Consider the following 16,180-nt stretch of genomic DNA (forward strand, 5'->3'; position numbering starts at 1 on the left):
ACGTAAAATCTAAATCTGGTCTATCCCCAACTTCTTCAAGAAGTAGGGGATCTGGATATTAAGTTTTTTAATGTTGATTTACTTAATTTTCAAGCCGTTCAACTCTTACCCATTTCAAAACTTTTGAGTCTTTATTATAGCGGTAGGTAGAACCATCCTTCGTAGTAATGGTTTGACCTTTGCTGGCCTTGCTTCTGACAGTACCCAGTGAATAGTCAGTTAGTTCCTGCATTTCTCGATGAGAAAGCCCTACAATTTCACCTGTATCTGCTGTTGATCTTTCTGATTGATTTATCGGTTCATCATCAGATACAGAATCTATGAGAATTTCTGTATTTTCATAAGCATCTGTTAATATTTCTGATTGATTTATCGGTTCATCATCAGATACAGAATCTATGAGAATTTCTGTATTTTCATAAGCATCTGTTAATATTTCTGATTGATTTATCGGTTCATCATCAGATACAGAATCTATGAGAATTTCTGTATTTTCATAAGCATCTGTTAATATTTCTGATTGATTTATCGGTTCATCATCAGATACAAAATCTATGAGAATTTCTGTATTTTCATAAGCATCTGTTAATATTTCTGATTGATTTTCAGGTTCATCATCAGATACAAAATCTATGGTAATTTCTCTATTTTCAGGAGAAACTGTTAATGTTTCTGGTTGATTTTCAGGTTCATCATCAGATACAAAATCTATGGTAATTTCTCTATTTTCAGGAGAAACTGTTAATGTTTCTGGTTGAGTTGCGGGTTTACTATTGGGTACAATTTCTATGGTGATACCAGAATTTTCAGCATAATTATCAGTAGTAAGTTCTTGTGCTTTTTGCTGTCTATAATCCTCAACAGATAGCAGTCGCCAACTAGAATCTTGTGAAAGTTCTAAAACCCATTGATGATAACTAAATAGACTTTCTCGATGTCCTACACTGATATAGGTTGTGTTTGTTTCTTGTAATTGTTGATATAAATTACCTTCATTATTCAAATCTAAAGCACTTGTAGCTTCATCTAAAATAGTAAAGCTAGGACGAGTAACTAATAAACGTGCAAATGCTAAACGTTGTTGTTCTCCCAAAGAAAGGATATTTTCCCAAGGAAGTTCTGTATCAAAATTATCTATTCGACTTAATAAGTTTTGCAAATTAACTTGTTTTAAAATTGCTTCCAGTGCGCGATCGCTCATTCCCCGTGTTGTATGGGGATAGAGTAACTGTTCTCGCAAAGTTCCTAAAATAATATAAGGACGTTGAGGTAAAAATAATACATCTTCTAGGGGTGGTCTAATCACACGACCAGTCCCTGAGTTCCACAAACCAGCGATCGCCCTCAACAAAGAACTTTTACCCCTACCACTTGGACCGACAATTAATAAACCCTCACCAGGTTGAACACTCAGCGACAACTCTTCAACAATTACCTGTTCATAATTGGGAGTTTGTAAAGTAACATTCTCAAAAGCTAGTCGCTTTTCCTCTTTCGTCTTAATTATACTGACATTTTCCGGTTCTTTAGTGACAGATTTTAACGCTTCCGAAAGTTCAAATAAACGGTCAATGTAACTAGAAAATTTTCCTGAAGTGGCAAATTCTTTGATTAATTCAGCCATTGCTGTGGCGAACAAATTACAAGCTAAAGCAGCTTGGGAAATTTCTCCAAAATCAATTTCTCCTCTAATTTGCATTGGTCCAAATACTATAAATGGAAATATTTGAATAACCGCCTGATATCCTCGATTAAAAATATCCTGACTTCTTTCCCAATCAATCTTGCGTTTAACACTTTGAACAATCCTATTAAATCTCCGATTAACAATGTTTAATTCCTGTGATTCTCCCTGGAAAAAAGCTATTGATTCTGCATGATTACGCACATGAGTTAAACTGTAAGTATAGTCTGCATTTGATTCAACTTCTTCTTGCTTAATTTTGTTTAATTCTTGTGCCAAGTAAATAGCAATTAAATTACCAACTACTGTATAACAAACTAAAGCAACTGCTACAAATTTAGAGAGCGTCCAGAGCAGTATTAAAAAAGCTGTCATTTCTAGGACTTTTTCTAGCAATGTAGCTGAAAAGCTGAGAAAATCTTTAGTTAAAGGCTCAATTTCTTGTGATATTTGTTGATCTGGATTGGTAACATCGGACTGAAAATTGATTTTATAATATGCCCGATTATTGAAATATTTTGATAAAATTTGACTATTCAGCCATTCATACCATTCAAGAGCTATTTTTTTTCTAACAAATTTAGAAATTCCTACTAAAATTGTTACCAAAACCAGCGCAAAACCATAAAGCAATAATAAATCACTAAATTTTTCTAAATCCTTTTCTTGTGTAATAACATCTATTAAATAGCGGTTAACAAAGCTGTTAAAAACTGTTGCACCTACCATAACAACAATTAATAATACTAGAAGAGCCAACATTCCATAAGTGCGAATCACCTCTGAAAATGCTCTACCATTTGCATCTGTAGGATACCAATATGGACCGACAACCGCTTGGAAATTTTTCCAAAATTGATTAGTACCTGAAGCAGAATTATCGTTGGCGGATTTATTAATAAAAGTTGTAGCTTGCATCTGTAAAAAATTATTTGAGTCTTATGGAGCAGATAACAGAGAACAAAAGGGCTAATAAACGTATAATTTATTTGTTAGTAAAAGCCAGGCTTATGACTAACACAAATAAAATAACATTACATTCCTATGTTAATGATCAGGATGAAGTCGAAATTATCCTGAGTCTTTAATGATTAGACCTGTCCGATAAATTAAATATGGGTGATTTTAAACCCTTCTAGAGACGTTCCATGAAACGTCTCTACATTCTTTTTCGGATGTGTCTAATGGTAAGTGTTAATGGTCAATTTACAAAATAGACTATTCAAAGATACCATCCTTCCAGAGTTTTAAGACTTCGCTGGCTGTAAAATAGCGTTCTTGTTCTGTCGCCATAGATTTGATGACGGCACGCATTTTCTCATACTTTTGTCTGGTTTGAGGGTTTTGCAGTTGTTTTTCAAAGAGATATTGAAAATTACTGACTCCGCTCCACTTACCAAAGACAATATTTACATCGTTGTGGGGAAATATAGCATAGCTCAGGGGATCACGAAACAGAGAGTTGACATGAATACCTGATTGGTGACTTTGTGCAGTTTGAGAATAGGGGTGTGCAGGACGAATCCCCATTTGCTCAATATAATTGGTGACTACCTCAACAGCATCATAGTTTATACCCTCCACTTCAATACCAAAACGGACACGCAACCCATTTAATACTTGCTCTAGAGCAACATTGCCGGCTCGCTCTCCTATACCACAAAATGTTCCTGATATTGTAGTCGCTCCCGCTATCACGGACTGGAGAGTATTTTCTAAAGCTAACCCTATGTCATTGTGGTAGTGTACCCCTAATTCTACCCCTGTAGTGGATTGCAATAAATCATTGATCCAGATATAGCTCTTTTCTGGACTCAGAACCCCCACCGTATCACACAGTAGGAAATGTTCAATATAAGGACCGCATGAACAGATACACTGTACTAAAAAGTCAAAATCTGCTCTAGAAGCATCCTCAGCCGCAAATTCTACTCTTAGTCCTGCAACTTGTGTGGCATAGCGCAGATTTTCCACAATCACATCAAGAGCATCTTGACGAATTTTATTGATGATGTGAGATGGGATATCGTCATCAATGGTTTTGTCTTGGTATTCGCTCATCAAACGCACATGGGGATTGCGTAAAAACAGCAAGCGATCAGAAACAGCATGGAAGAGAATGATCCGCTTAACTCCATATTTTTTTGCCTGATCAATGTACTCTTTTCCCATCATCGTAGAAGCAGTAATCAGATGAGTTAATCCATCTGATATTAATGTTTTGGCAAGCTCTGATTCTTGCTCACAAACACTCGGCATGATGGCAAATCCACTGACTCCTGTCTGTGCAATGAGATGGGCAAGTTTGTGTTTGGTTGGTAGAGAGAAAAAAATACCAACTTGTTGTTCTCCATCCCGCAAGGTTTCATCAGAAATTTTGATTGGCAGAGTTTTCATTTTTTTATCCCAATTTAAAATGCAAAATTAAAAAAGTCAGGTTGATGATTATGAGTGATTTATTGATTAAATCATCATCAGCCGTAAGTGTGAAGCTAAGGTTTTGACATGGGGTTCATAAAGCATCCGTCCGTGATTTCCAGGTACAGATATTACCTTCACAGGGTTTGGTGTGTAAGCTTGCCATCCCCAGTCCGGTAAATCGTAATTGGTCAGTGCTTGGAGTTCTCGCACTACTATTTCCGGCACGTCTTCAGCACGGAATAAAACAATCGGGGCAGAAATTCGATGAACAGGCTGATAATTTACGTAATTGAGCGTCTGCACTCTCATCACTTGCATATTAGTTTTGAGTAAAGCAAGGCTGGAGTGTTCCGGTAGGGCATTATGACGGTATAGATAACTTGCCGCCAAATCCCAACGGGATTCGTCATCGCTTTGAGCCGCTAAATTAGCGTATTCTAAACCGAGAGAAACTCCTTTTAAAGCTTCGATGCGTTGGATTATTTGCCAAATCCAATCAATATCTGCTCTATTTTTGAAATGTTCCGGATTAGAAACCAATCCCGCATCCAAGATAGCTAGCAAACCCACCTTTTCACCTTGCTGCTCCAGTTGGGAGGCTATTTCAAAAGCGACACTACAACCGGAAGAGTACCCCAGCAATATATAAGGTCCTTGAGGTTGCTGTTGACGTAATTGGGAAATCAGTTGACTTGCGTGGTCGGCTACTGAGTGAGGAAGTATGCTCAGTCCATCTCTTCCTGGCGCATCGAGTCCATAGACAGGATGTTCAATACCTAAATTGATTGCCAAATCTCGAAAATAGAAGCTGTGTCCGTTAGAGCCAGATACACAAAATAGGGGGGTTGCATCTCCTAGAGGCTGAATCGGTACTAAATCAGAATTTGATTGTTCCATCTCCCTATTACCTAATGTTTGTGCTAGTTGAGCAATAGTAGGATTCTGAAATAAACTGCTCAAAGCCAGTTGTTGTCCAAACTCTTGTTGTACAAGATTGAGTAATTTGACTGCTAATAAAGAATGGCCGCCCAAATCGAAAAAGTTATCATGAATGCCAATTTCTTGACGTTCCAGAATAGCAGACCAAATGTGCGCTAATTGTGCTTCGACTTTGTTGCGTGGTGGTGTGTATGAACCTTGAACCCCAATATTAGGAGTAGGTAAAGCTTGCCGGTTAATTTTGCCATTGGGGGTTAAGGGTAACTCGTCTAGAACCATGATCTGAGCAGGAATCATGTAATCAGGTAGACGAGTTTTCAGGTAATTTTTCAATTGGGGCGATAAATCAGGGGTAATTCCTGTTAGATATGCAATTAAACTCTGATTATTTTCAGTTTTATGTACAGTAACAATTGCTTCTTTGACAGTAGGGTATTGCAACAAGACTGATTCAATTTCACCCAATTCTATGCGGAAACCACGGAGTTTGATTTGGTTATCAATACGACCAATAAACTCGATATTGCCATCAGGTTTCAATCTTACTAAGTCCCCAGTTTTGTAAATGCGCTCAGTTTTGCCGAATAATTCAATTTCCATAAATTTTTCGGCAGTCAAATCGGGACGGTTGAGATAACCCCGCGCCAACCCTGCACCACTGATGTGTAATTCTCCTGGTAAACCAATGGGTACAGGTTGCAGATATTTGTCTAAGATGTAGAGTTGGGTGTTAGCGATCGCCCTACCGATGGGAATGGTAATCGCTTTTGCTGGTACATCCTCTATCAAGTACCAAGAGGAAAATGTGGTGTTTTCTGTCGGCCCATATACATGAAGGAATCTTTGGGGAGAACCTTGAGTAAGTACCTGCTCGACTGTTTTGGGATCAACGGCCTCCCCACCAAACAACAAACATCGCAGAGAATTAAATATCTGAGGGACAGCACTAACTAACTGATTAAATAAAGCTGTGGTCAAGAATAGGATGCTAATTTCTGTGTCTCGGATGTACGTAGCAAATTTCTGAGGTGAAAGCAGTACATCTTGATTAACTCCCACCAGCGTTGCTCCATTCAGGATCGCTCCCCAAATTTCAAAGGTAGCAGCATCAAAAGCAATGTTCGCAGCTTGAGCAACTCTGTCTGTAGGTTGGATCTGCACATAGTCAGTGTTCAACACCAAGCGATTAACAGCTTTTTGAGGAACTGTTACTCCTTTTGGTGTTCCTGTAGACCCAGAGGTATAAATTACATAAGCCAAATCATTCGGCTGACTGTGAGGACGCGGATTTGCTGTGGACTCCCCAGCAAAAATTTCCTCATCTAAACAAATTACTTGAGGTGGGTTTTGCAGTTGAGATAAAGGTAATCGGTCTAAGAGGAAACTTTGAGTCAGTAACACCAATGTCCCAGAATCTGCTAACATCAACCCTATCCGCTCTAGGGGATAATTAGGGTCAATTGGCACATAAGCACCACCAGCTTTGAGGATGGCAAGTAAACCAATCACCATCTCTGTAGACCGTTCAACGCAGATACCAATTAAAGTGTCCGGCTGAATTTGGTAATTTTGCCGTAAATAATGAGCTAATTGATTAGCTTTTTGATTCAATTGTTGATAGTTTAGGCTGTAGTCGTCAAAAACTACTGCAACCTGATCGGGGGTTTTTGCTGCTTGTTGTTCAAATAGTTGAGCTAAAGTTTTATCTTCAGGATAATCGGTTTGAGTTTGATTCCAGCGTTGTAGTTTTAGCAGTTCTTCTCCTGTCATCAAAGGTAAAGTATTGATTGATTGGTGGGGATGATCAATAATTCCTTGAAGCAGAACTGCAAACTGTTCCGCCATCCGTTGGATAGTAACCCTTGCAAATAGATCGGTGGCGTATTCCCAAGAGCAATTTAACTGATGATCATCTTCGATCACCATCAGGGTTAAGTCAAACTTAGCGATCGCACCCTTAACTCCCAACCATTCAATGTCTAACCCTGATAAATCCAAATCTGGACTTTCATTATTTTCCAGGGTAAACATGACCTGGAATAAAGGGTTATAGCTCATACTGCGTTCTGGTCGTAACTTTTCTACCAGCACATCAAAGGGAACGTCTTGATGAGCATAAGCATCTAAACAGGTTTGGCGAGTTTGTTGTAAAAACTCAATAAAACTTAGATCTAGTTTGATTTGCTGACGCATAACCAAAGTATTGACAAAAAAGCCAATTAACCCTTGAGTCTGGCTATGGGTGCGGTTAGCAATGGGAGAACCAATACATAAGTCTTCTTGCCGACTGTAACGAGATAGTAAAATGCTCAAAGTAGCCAACAAGGTCATATATAAACTTACGCCTTGCTGTTGGCTAAAAGCATTAACAGCAGCAGTTAATTCCGGTGTAAGAGAATAAATATAGCGATCGCCTCTGTAACTTTGTTGCGCTGGACGGGGATAATCAGTAGGTAATTCCAGTAATGGGGAAGCATCACCTAGTTGATGTTTCCAGTAATCAATTTGCTTTTCTAATACTTCTCCTTGTAACCAGTGGCGTTGCCAAGTTGCATAGTCACTGTATTGAATCGGTAAAGGAGCAAAAGTTGGGGTTTGACCTTGAGAATAAGCAATATAAGCCTGCCATAACTCCCGCAAAAATACTCCCATTGACCAGCCATCACTGATAATGTGGTGCATATTGATGGACAAGACAGATTTTTGCTCCCTTCGGCTTCGCTCAGGATAAACCTCCAATTGCAGCAGTTTAGCTTTAAACAAAGGGCCAGTATTTAAGTCAAAGTGTTCTTGTGCATGAGCGTCAATTAAATCTTGGATATTTGGGCATTGGGTATCTAAATCAAGCTCTCCCTTGTTCCCAGTCCCTAATTCCCGGCAATCTTGTACTGTTAAAACTGTGATCTCGTCTAAACTGCGGATGGCAACTTGTGGTTGTCCGGCAACTGTAGGAAAATACATCCTCAGACTCTCGTGCCGATTCAGCAGATAAGCCAAACTAGAATGTAGGGCATCAATATTCAGGTTGCCGTTCAGTTGTAAAGCGATCGGCATATTGTAAGTAGCTGATGACCCTTGGAGTTGTGCTAATAGCCAGAGACGTTGTTGAGCAAAGGACGGAAGCTTGGGAGAGTCAGCACTTAAAGCAGGAATTTCTGCGGTGATCACAGCTTGTGTTTTAGCAGCTTTCAAGAAGGTGAGAATCTCTGCTTTGTGGTTTTGAATTTCCTGCTTCAGTTCCGCAGTCAGGGCATTTTTGCTAGTCCGAATCCGTAACTTATCATCTTCAGCCCAAATTCGGCAGCCCATGTTCTGCAAACGAAGCATTAAAGAAACTATTTGCTGATTGTGTGTTATGGTCATAGTTCAATTTCCTCTTCGTCTGAGTTTAAAGGTTGTATATCTGTGGTTGTCGAATTAACCCAAAGGCAACTATCTATATAATTTGCCAAGTCTATGAGGGTGGGAGTCTCAAATACTTGACGCAGTGGCAGTTCTATATTGAAAGTGTCACGAATGCGATAACACAGTTGGGTAGCGAGTAATGAATGTCCTCCCAAGTTAAAGAAATTATCTTGTCGGGCTATGGCTTCATATTTGAGTAACCTTGCCCATATCTGCGCCAGGGATTTTTCTGTTTCTGTAACAGGTAATTCAATATTTTTTGTGGTGACAATTTGATCTGGTGCAGGTAAGGCTTTACGGTTTATTTTGCCATTTGGTGTCAGTGGCAGTTTTTCCAACACCACAAAATGGCTAGGAATCATATAATCAGGCAGAGTTTTGCCCAGAAAATCCCGCCATTCTGCTAATAAAGCTGGATCTAATTGACTGTTGCGATATTGTAAAGGTTGGTTGGCGTAATTTTGCCAAGGTTTCAGTCGCCAATTGCCTTTTGTCGCAAATTTTGGTGTTGTCACCTCTCCAGGAATGTGGCGTTGAAACACAACATCATAATCAGCAAATCCTGTGGAGCTATATTGAATAAACGCCTTATAGGGCAAATCTCGCGTTAAATTTCGGAAAGTTTCTGGTTCTATACCTGATTGGGCTTGGGAAATTACTGCTTTTAAGTCGGTGACAGTACCATCTAATTGAGGAATTTTTTCTAACAACGCCATTTCTGGAATTAGACGAGCATTAGGAATATTTTTAATCCCTAGTAAGTCTGGTTGCTGGGTGGTTAAAATTCTCTCGATTGTTTCCAGATTCAACTGTTGCTCTTGCCAATTTAACCATTCCGGTTGCTTCAGGGTAATATCTGCCCGATCTAAGTACAAAACAACGTCATAACGAAAACGGCTCATTTCCGTATGACTGTAACCCCATTTTAATTCAATTTGGACATGACTAATCCGAGGAAATCTTTGCTTGAGGGCGATAAAGAAATCAGGGTCAATTAATAATTCTTCTTCGGTGCGAATGCTGTTTTGAATTTGTTGGCGCAAGTCCTGAATTGATAAATCATCAGGGGCGCGATAAAAATCGGCTGCGGTGTGGAAAGCCTCTAATAAGTGGAGATTTCGCACATCTCCAATCAAGATTTTGCCTTGATTCTTGACAGTTTTAATTGCCCCTTCAATAACTGACAACAGGTAATTTAAAGAGGGGAAATATTGAATTACAGAATTGATGATTACTAAGTCAAAAGCATTGGTTTCAATACCATCAAACTGATGAGCAGCACCAGTTTTTAAGGTAACTTTTTCTTGGAGTGACTGCTGTTCTAGATATTGTGATATGTACTGCAATGCCTCTGGCGCAAAATCTGTACCAAAATAATGCTGACAATGGGGTGCGACTTTAAACAATAACATCCCTGAACCGCACCCGATTTCCCAAACTCTTTCGGGTTGAAGTTCAAGAATTTGCTCAACGGTTGTATCTCGCCATTCTTGCATCGCGCCTGGGGGAATGGGTTGGCCTGTGTAGCTATCATTCCAACCAACTATATTTAGGGTGGGGTCGTCAGTGGGCGTTGTTTGGTGAGCATAGTTAGTATTAAAAATGTCTTCCCACAATTCCACCAATTCATCTGGGTTTGTGTTGTCTTCTGTTGCTGTTGGTACAACATAAGCTACCAAGCGTTTATCGAGATCAGTTTCTTCTCGAACAGTGACAACTGCTTCCTGAATTTTGGGATGTTGAACTAATGTCGCTTCAATTTCACTTAATTCAATCCGAAAACCACGTATTTTTACCTGATGGTCAATGCGGCCTAAGTATTCTAAATTGCCGTCAGTTAGCCAACGGGCTAGATCACCAGTTTTATAAATCCTCTCAGTTTTACCGAATAATTCAACTTCAATAAATTTTTCGGCAGTTAATTCCGGGCGGTTGAGATAACCTCTGGCTAAACCCACACCAGCAATGCACAATTCCCCTGGTATTCCTGGGGGTAATGGTTGGTTGTGTGGATCTAATATATAGATGCGGAGATTAGATATTGGTTGACCGATAGGTGGTTTTTTGCCATTAGGTTGACAAGGAGCTAATGCCGCAGTCACAGTGGTTTCTGTCGGTCCGTAGCAATTATATAAACGTTGTTCTGTTCCCCATTGACTAACTAATTCAGCAGTACAAGCCTCTCCACCAACAGTCACACATTGTAAATCAGGGAAGCTCACCTTTGGTAAGACAGATAAGGCTGAAGGAGAAAGAAAACTGTGAGTAATTTTGTTTTCACTTAAAAAGTCAACTAAGCTTTGGCCAGGTAACAGAGTTTCTTTATCACTCAAATACAAGCAAGCACCACTGACTAAATTAGTGGCAATTTCACCAATAGACAAATCAAAACTAAAAGAACCAAATTGCAACAAGCGATTTTGGGGTTGAATTTGAAAAGTTTGCGCCCAAACCAAACTTAAATTGACAATTGCGCGATGCTCAATCATTACCCCTTTGGGCTGTCCTGTAGAACCAGAGGTGTAAATGACATAAGCTAAATCATTGGGTGTACTTTGAGACAGGGGATTTTCTTTTGACTCCTGAGCAAACGTTTCCTGATCTAAACAAATTACTTGAGGTGGGTTTTCTAGTTGATTAGTTGGTAATTGGTGTTTGAGGAAACTTTGGGTGAATAATACCGATGTCCCAGAATCTTCTAACATGAACTTAATTCGTTCTTGGGGATAATTGGGATCAATCGGTAGGTATGCGCCACCTGCTTTGAGTATACCGAGTACACCAATAATCATGTCCAAAGAGCGTTCAACACTAATACCAATTAAGGTGTCTGGCTGAATTTGGTGATTTTGAATTAGGTAATGAGCCACTTGATTGGCTTTTTGATTTAACTGATGATAGGTAAGGCTGCTATCTGCAAAAACTATTGCAGTTTGATCAGGGTTTTTTGCGGCTTGTTGTTCAAACAAAGTTACCAGTGTTTGGTCTTGCGGGTAATCGCTATCTGTTTGATTCCACGCTTGCAATTGTTGAATTTCTGCTGTGGTAATGAGTGGTAGCTTACTGATAGGCTGCTGGGGATTTGCTATAATTGCTGTTAGCAAAACTTCAAAGTGTCTCGCCATCTGCTTAATTGTGTCCGTCGCAAATAAATCGGTGGCATATTCCCAGACACAGTTGAGTTGTTGGTTATGTTCCCGCAGATCAAGTCCCAGGTCAAATTTAGCAAAAGGGAAACTTTGCTCGAATGTTTTAATATCTAACCCAGGTAAACTAACATTTTTCCCTACGCCTTCGGTGTTTTGTAAAGCTATCATCACTTGGCATAGGGGATTACGGCTGAGGCTGCGTTCTGGTTGTAGTTTTTCTACCAGATACTCAAAGGGAATGTCTTGATGAGCATAAGCATATAAGCAAGTTTGGCGAGTTTGTTGGAGTAATTCACTAAAACTTTGCTCTGGCTTGATTTTGCTTCGCAATACTAAGGTGTTGACAAAAAAGCCGATTAACCCTTCTGTATAGCTATGGGTGCGGTTAGCGATCGCACTACCAATACATAAATCTTCTTGGCGGCTGTAACGCGATAGTAAAATACTAAAAGCCGTTAACAGGGTCATAAACAAACTCACCCCGTGTTTTTGACTCAGGACTTTGAGTTGCTGTGTTAGTTCCCTGCTTAAACAATATTCCTCATGTTCACCCTGATAACTTTGTTGTGCTGGGCGAGGATAATCAGTTGGTAACTCCAGTACACGAGGTGCATCACCTAGTTGTTGTTGCCAATAATTTTCTTGACTGGCTAAAATTTCCCCCTGTAACCAATTGCGCTGCCAAGCTGCATAATCACTATATTGAATCGGTAATGGTGATAGGTTGGGAGTAGAACCCACAGCATAAGCAGCATAAGCTTGTTCCCATTCCCGTTTAAAGACACCCATTGACCAGCCATCACTGATAATGTGGTGCATATTAATCAGTAGGACATTTTTTTGCCGGCTTAGTTGCAGTAGTTTGGCTTTGAACAGGGGTCCAGTGTTTAAGTTCAAGGGTGCTTGTGCATGGCTATCTGCTAACCGTTGTACAGTTTCCGCTTGTGTCTGAGGATCGAGTGTTTGTAAGTCCGCAATTTCTAATACTTCTATATCTTCAATATTTTGAACTACTACTTGGGGTTCTCCCTCTAAGGCTGGGAAATAAGAGCGTAAACTTGTATGCCGTTCTAGCAAATAAGTTAAACTTTGCCGGAGAGCCTCTACATTTAATTTACCGTCTAGTTGGAGTGCGATCGGCATATTATAGGTGGAAGAAGTTCCTTTTCCTTCCAGTTGAGCGATAAACCAAAGTCTTGATTGGGCAAAAGACAGAGTTTTTGGTTCATTTTCTGACTGGGGTGAAATAGGAGGTAAAGCCACACTCGCAGATGCTTGATCAATTTCCCTCGCCAACTCAGATAAAATGCTTTGCTCAAATATCTTACGAACAGGTACTTCTACCCTGAAAATATCACGAATGCGGGCAACTAATTGAGTTGCTAACAGGGAATTTCCACCTAATTCAAAGAAGTTATCAGAACGACCAACAGAGTTAACTTTTAATAAACTTTGCCATAAACTAGCGAGTAGTTCTTCTGTGGGAGTTACTGGTATTTCCAAATCAGCAGCAGTGGCTGTGTTTGGTGCTGGTAATGCACGACGGTTTATTTTTCCATTAGCAGTCAAGGGCAAGTTTTCCAAAACCATAATCTGGCTAGGAATCATATAATTTGGCAAGCGATTTTTGAGGTATTCTCTTACTTCAATTACCCCCTTAAACGCCAAGCCAGCGGTTTTTTCTGACTCTGTAACATAGGCAATTAACCTGGGATTGTTATCAGTTTCATATAAAATCACCACAGCTTCTTTAACTGATGGATGTTGTAATAATAGTGATTCTATTTCACCCAGTTCAATTCTAAAACCCCGTAATTTTACTTGTTCATCAATGCGACCCAAATATTCTAAATATCCTTCATTATTCCATTTAGCTAAATCACCGGTTTTATAAATCCGTTCAGATTTACCAAATAAGTTAATATCAATAAATTTTGTGGCTGTTAAATCAGGACGATGAAGATAACCCCGCGCTAAACCTATTCCTGCAATACACAATTCACCGGGGATACCAGGGGGTAATAGTTGATTATTGGCATCTAAAATATAAATACGGATATTAGGTAATGGTTTACCGATTGGTGGTTTTTTGCTGTTTATCTGACTATTAGGTTGACAAAGATAAATAGCAGCCGTCACAGTAGATTCTGTCGGACCATAACAATTGTATAAATGTTGTTCTGTTCCCCACTGACTTACCAATTCAGCCGAACAAGCCTCTCCACCAACAGCCAGATATTGTAAATCTGGTAAACTCACTTTTGGTAAAACAGATAAAGCTGAAGGTGATAAAAACCCATGAGTAATTTTGTGTTTAGTTAAAAAATCAACTAAACTTTCACCAGGTAATAAAGTATCTTTATTGCCTAAATATAAACAAGCACCTGCTAGTAAAGCAGTCGCAATTTCACCAATGGATAAATCAAAACTAAAAGAACCGAATTGTAGTAAACGACTTTCATTTTTTACTTGGAATTTTTCACTCCAAGCTAAAGCTAAATTAACAATTGCTTGATGTTCAATCATTACTCCTTTGGGTTTACCTGTTGAACCAGAGGTATAAATTACATAAGCTAAATTATTGTAATTGACAGTTGACAATGGACAATTGACAATTGACAATGGGTATTTGTCTCTTTCTTCATCTAAATAAACAACTTTAACAGTATTTTCTAAACTATCTAAAGGTAATTTATCTACTAAACAACTTTGAGTTAATAAAACCGATATTCCAGAATCTGCTAACATCAACTCAATTCGTTCTTGGGGATAGTTGGGATCAATGGGTACATAAGCACCACCAGCTTTCAGAATCCCTAAAATACCAACAATCATTTCCAAAGAACGTTCTACAGAAATACCGATTAAGGTATCTGGTTGTATTGGGTAATTTTCAATTAAGTAATTAGCTAGTTGGTTTGCTTTTGCATTTAACTGTTGATAAGTTAGACTTTCAGATGCAAAAACTACAGCTAAATTATCAGGATTTTTGATAACTTGTTCTGCAAATAAGTCAACAAAAGTTTTATCTTGAGGATATTCTGTTTCTGTTTGATTCCATGTTTGTAGCTGCTGAATTTCATCTGGAGTCAGCAAAGATAGAGTATTAATTGATTGATGGGGATGATCAATAATTTGCTGTACCAGAACCTCAAAATGGCGCACCATCCTTTGAATAGTTGTCTCTGCAAACAAATCCGTTGCATATTCCCATTCTCCGGTTAAACCTTGGGGAGTTTCCCGGAAAATTAAGGATAAATCAAAGAATGTTGTGGTGTTTTCCCACTCAAAGCGGGTGAGAGTTAAACCAGGAATTAAAAGTGTTTCGGGAGTTCCACTTTGTAAACCAAAAGCGACTTGAAATAGGGGATGATGAGCAAGCGATCGCTCTAATCCTAATTCATCAACTAATTTTTCAAAGGGTAAATCTTGATGATCATAAGCATCTAAAGTTACCTGTTTTACCCGTTGCAGTAATTCTATAAAACTGGGATTTCCTTGTAAGTTGGTACGCAAAGCCAGAGTATTGACAAAAAAGCCAATTAATGGTTCTATTTCTCTGCGGTTACGATTGGCGATCGCAGAACCAACTACAATATCATTTTGATTACTATAACGAGACAATAACAGCGCAAATACTGCCAGTAAAGTCATAAACAAAGTAGTTCCTGACTCCTGACTTAACCGCTTTAATTTTTGTGTTAAATCTAAATTAATTTGGATAAATTCACTACGTCCGCGAAAACTTTGGACTGATGGACGTGGATAATCGGTAGGTAATTCTAATAATGGGGGAACCTCTGCTAATTGTTGTTGCCAGTAATTGAGTTGTTTATTTAAAGTTTCTCCTTGTAAATATGACCTTTGCCAGTGAGCAAAATCAGCATATTGTAAAGATAATGCAGGTAGAGAGGAAGATTCTCCATTACAAAAAGCGGTGTAAAGACTGAACAATTCTTTACGGAAAATATCCATTGACCAACCATCACAAACTATGTGATGAATGACCAATAAAAGCAAATGAGATTGATCAGCTAGTTGCAGTAATTTTACTCGTAATAAAGGAGCTTTCGATAAATCAAATGGCTGTTGTAATTCTGCTGTTGCTAAATGTTGCGCTTTGCTGAATTGGTCTTTTTCTGGTACTTGTCCCCAGTCTAGGACTTCTATTTTTAACGTAGGTTGGCTGTGAATTACCTGTATGGGTGATTCATTAACAACAGAGAAGCTAGTGCGTAAAATTTCATGACGTTGGACAATTTCTAAAATAGCTTTTTCTAAGGCATTAATATTTAAAATACCGCTAATTTGCCAGAAAAATGGCACGTTATAAACACCATTTTCTCCTTCTAGTTGGTCAATAAACCACAGTCTTTGTTGAGCAAAGGAGAGGGGAAGGGGGTTTTCCCGTGATACTGGTTTGAGGAGTGGGGTTTGTTGTTGCTTTTTTAGTTTTTGTAGAACTAATGCTCGTTTTTCTGGTGATAATTTTTCAAGTTGTTTTAGTAAGTCGCTCATAATATTTTTGTTGAAATTTATTTTTTATCGCACCACAGAGAAGCAAAGGACACGGAGAGAGTAG

The 16,180-nt window shown here is 38.9% G+C and carries 4 protein-coding genes; all 4 read right to left on the minus strand.

The window, feature by feature from the left end:
- Nucleotides 1-82: 82 nt before the first annotated feature.
- The 4 genes from H6F47_RS00560 to H6F47_RS00575 all read right to left on the minus strand — a co-directional run bounded on the left by H6F47_RS00560 (nt 83) and on the right by H6F47_RS00575 (nt 16,116).
- Complete coding sequence (locus H6F47_RS00560) at nt 83-2,602, minus strand: ATP-binding cassette domain-containing protein (RefSeq protein WP_242027290.1); 2,520 nt, start codon at nt 2,600-2,602, stop codon at nt 83-85.
- Between the two features lie 300 nt (nt 2,603-2,902).
- On the minus strand, nt 2,903-4,081 hold the full coding sequence (locus tag H6F47_RS00565) for a 2-isopropylmalate synthase (RefSeq protein WP_190647263.1): 1,179 nt from the start codon (nt 4,079-4,081) through the stop codon (nt 2,903-2,905).
- Nucleotides 4,082-4,147: 66 nt separating this feature from the next.
- Nucleotides 4,148-8,407 carry a non-ribosomal peptide synthetase gene (locus H6F47_RS00570; RefSeq protein ID WP_190647265.1) on the minus strand — a complete coding sequence of 1,420 codons (4,260 nt, stop codon included), beginning with the start codon at nt 8,405-8,407 and terminating at the stop codon, nt 4,148-4,150.
- A complete protein-coding gene (locus H6F47_RS00575; protein ID WP_190647267.1) occupies nt 8,404-16,116 on the minus strand; it encodes a non-ribosomal peptide synthetase in 7,713 nt (2,570 codons plus the stop codon). Before H6F47_RS00575 ends, H6F47_RS00570 begins: the two co-directional genes overlap by 4 nt.
- Between the last annotated feature and the right edge of the window lie 64 nt (nt 16,117-16,180).

Origin of the sequence: Sphaerospermopsis sp. FACHB-1094, from assembly GCF_014696195.1 — a bacterium.
Taxonomy (GTDB): Bacteria; Cyanobacteriota; Cyanobacteriia; order Cyanobacteriales; family Nostocaceae; genus Sphaerospermopsis; species Sphaerospermopsis kisseleviana.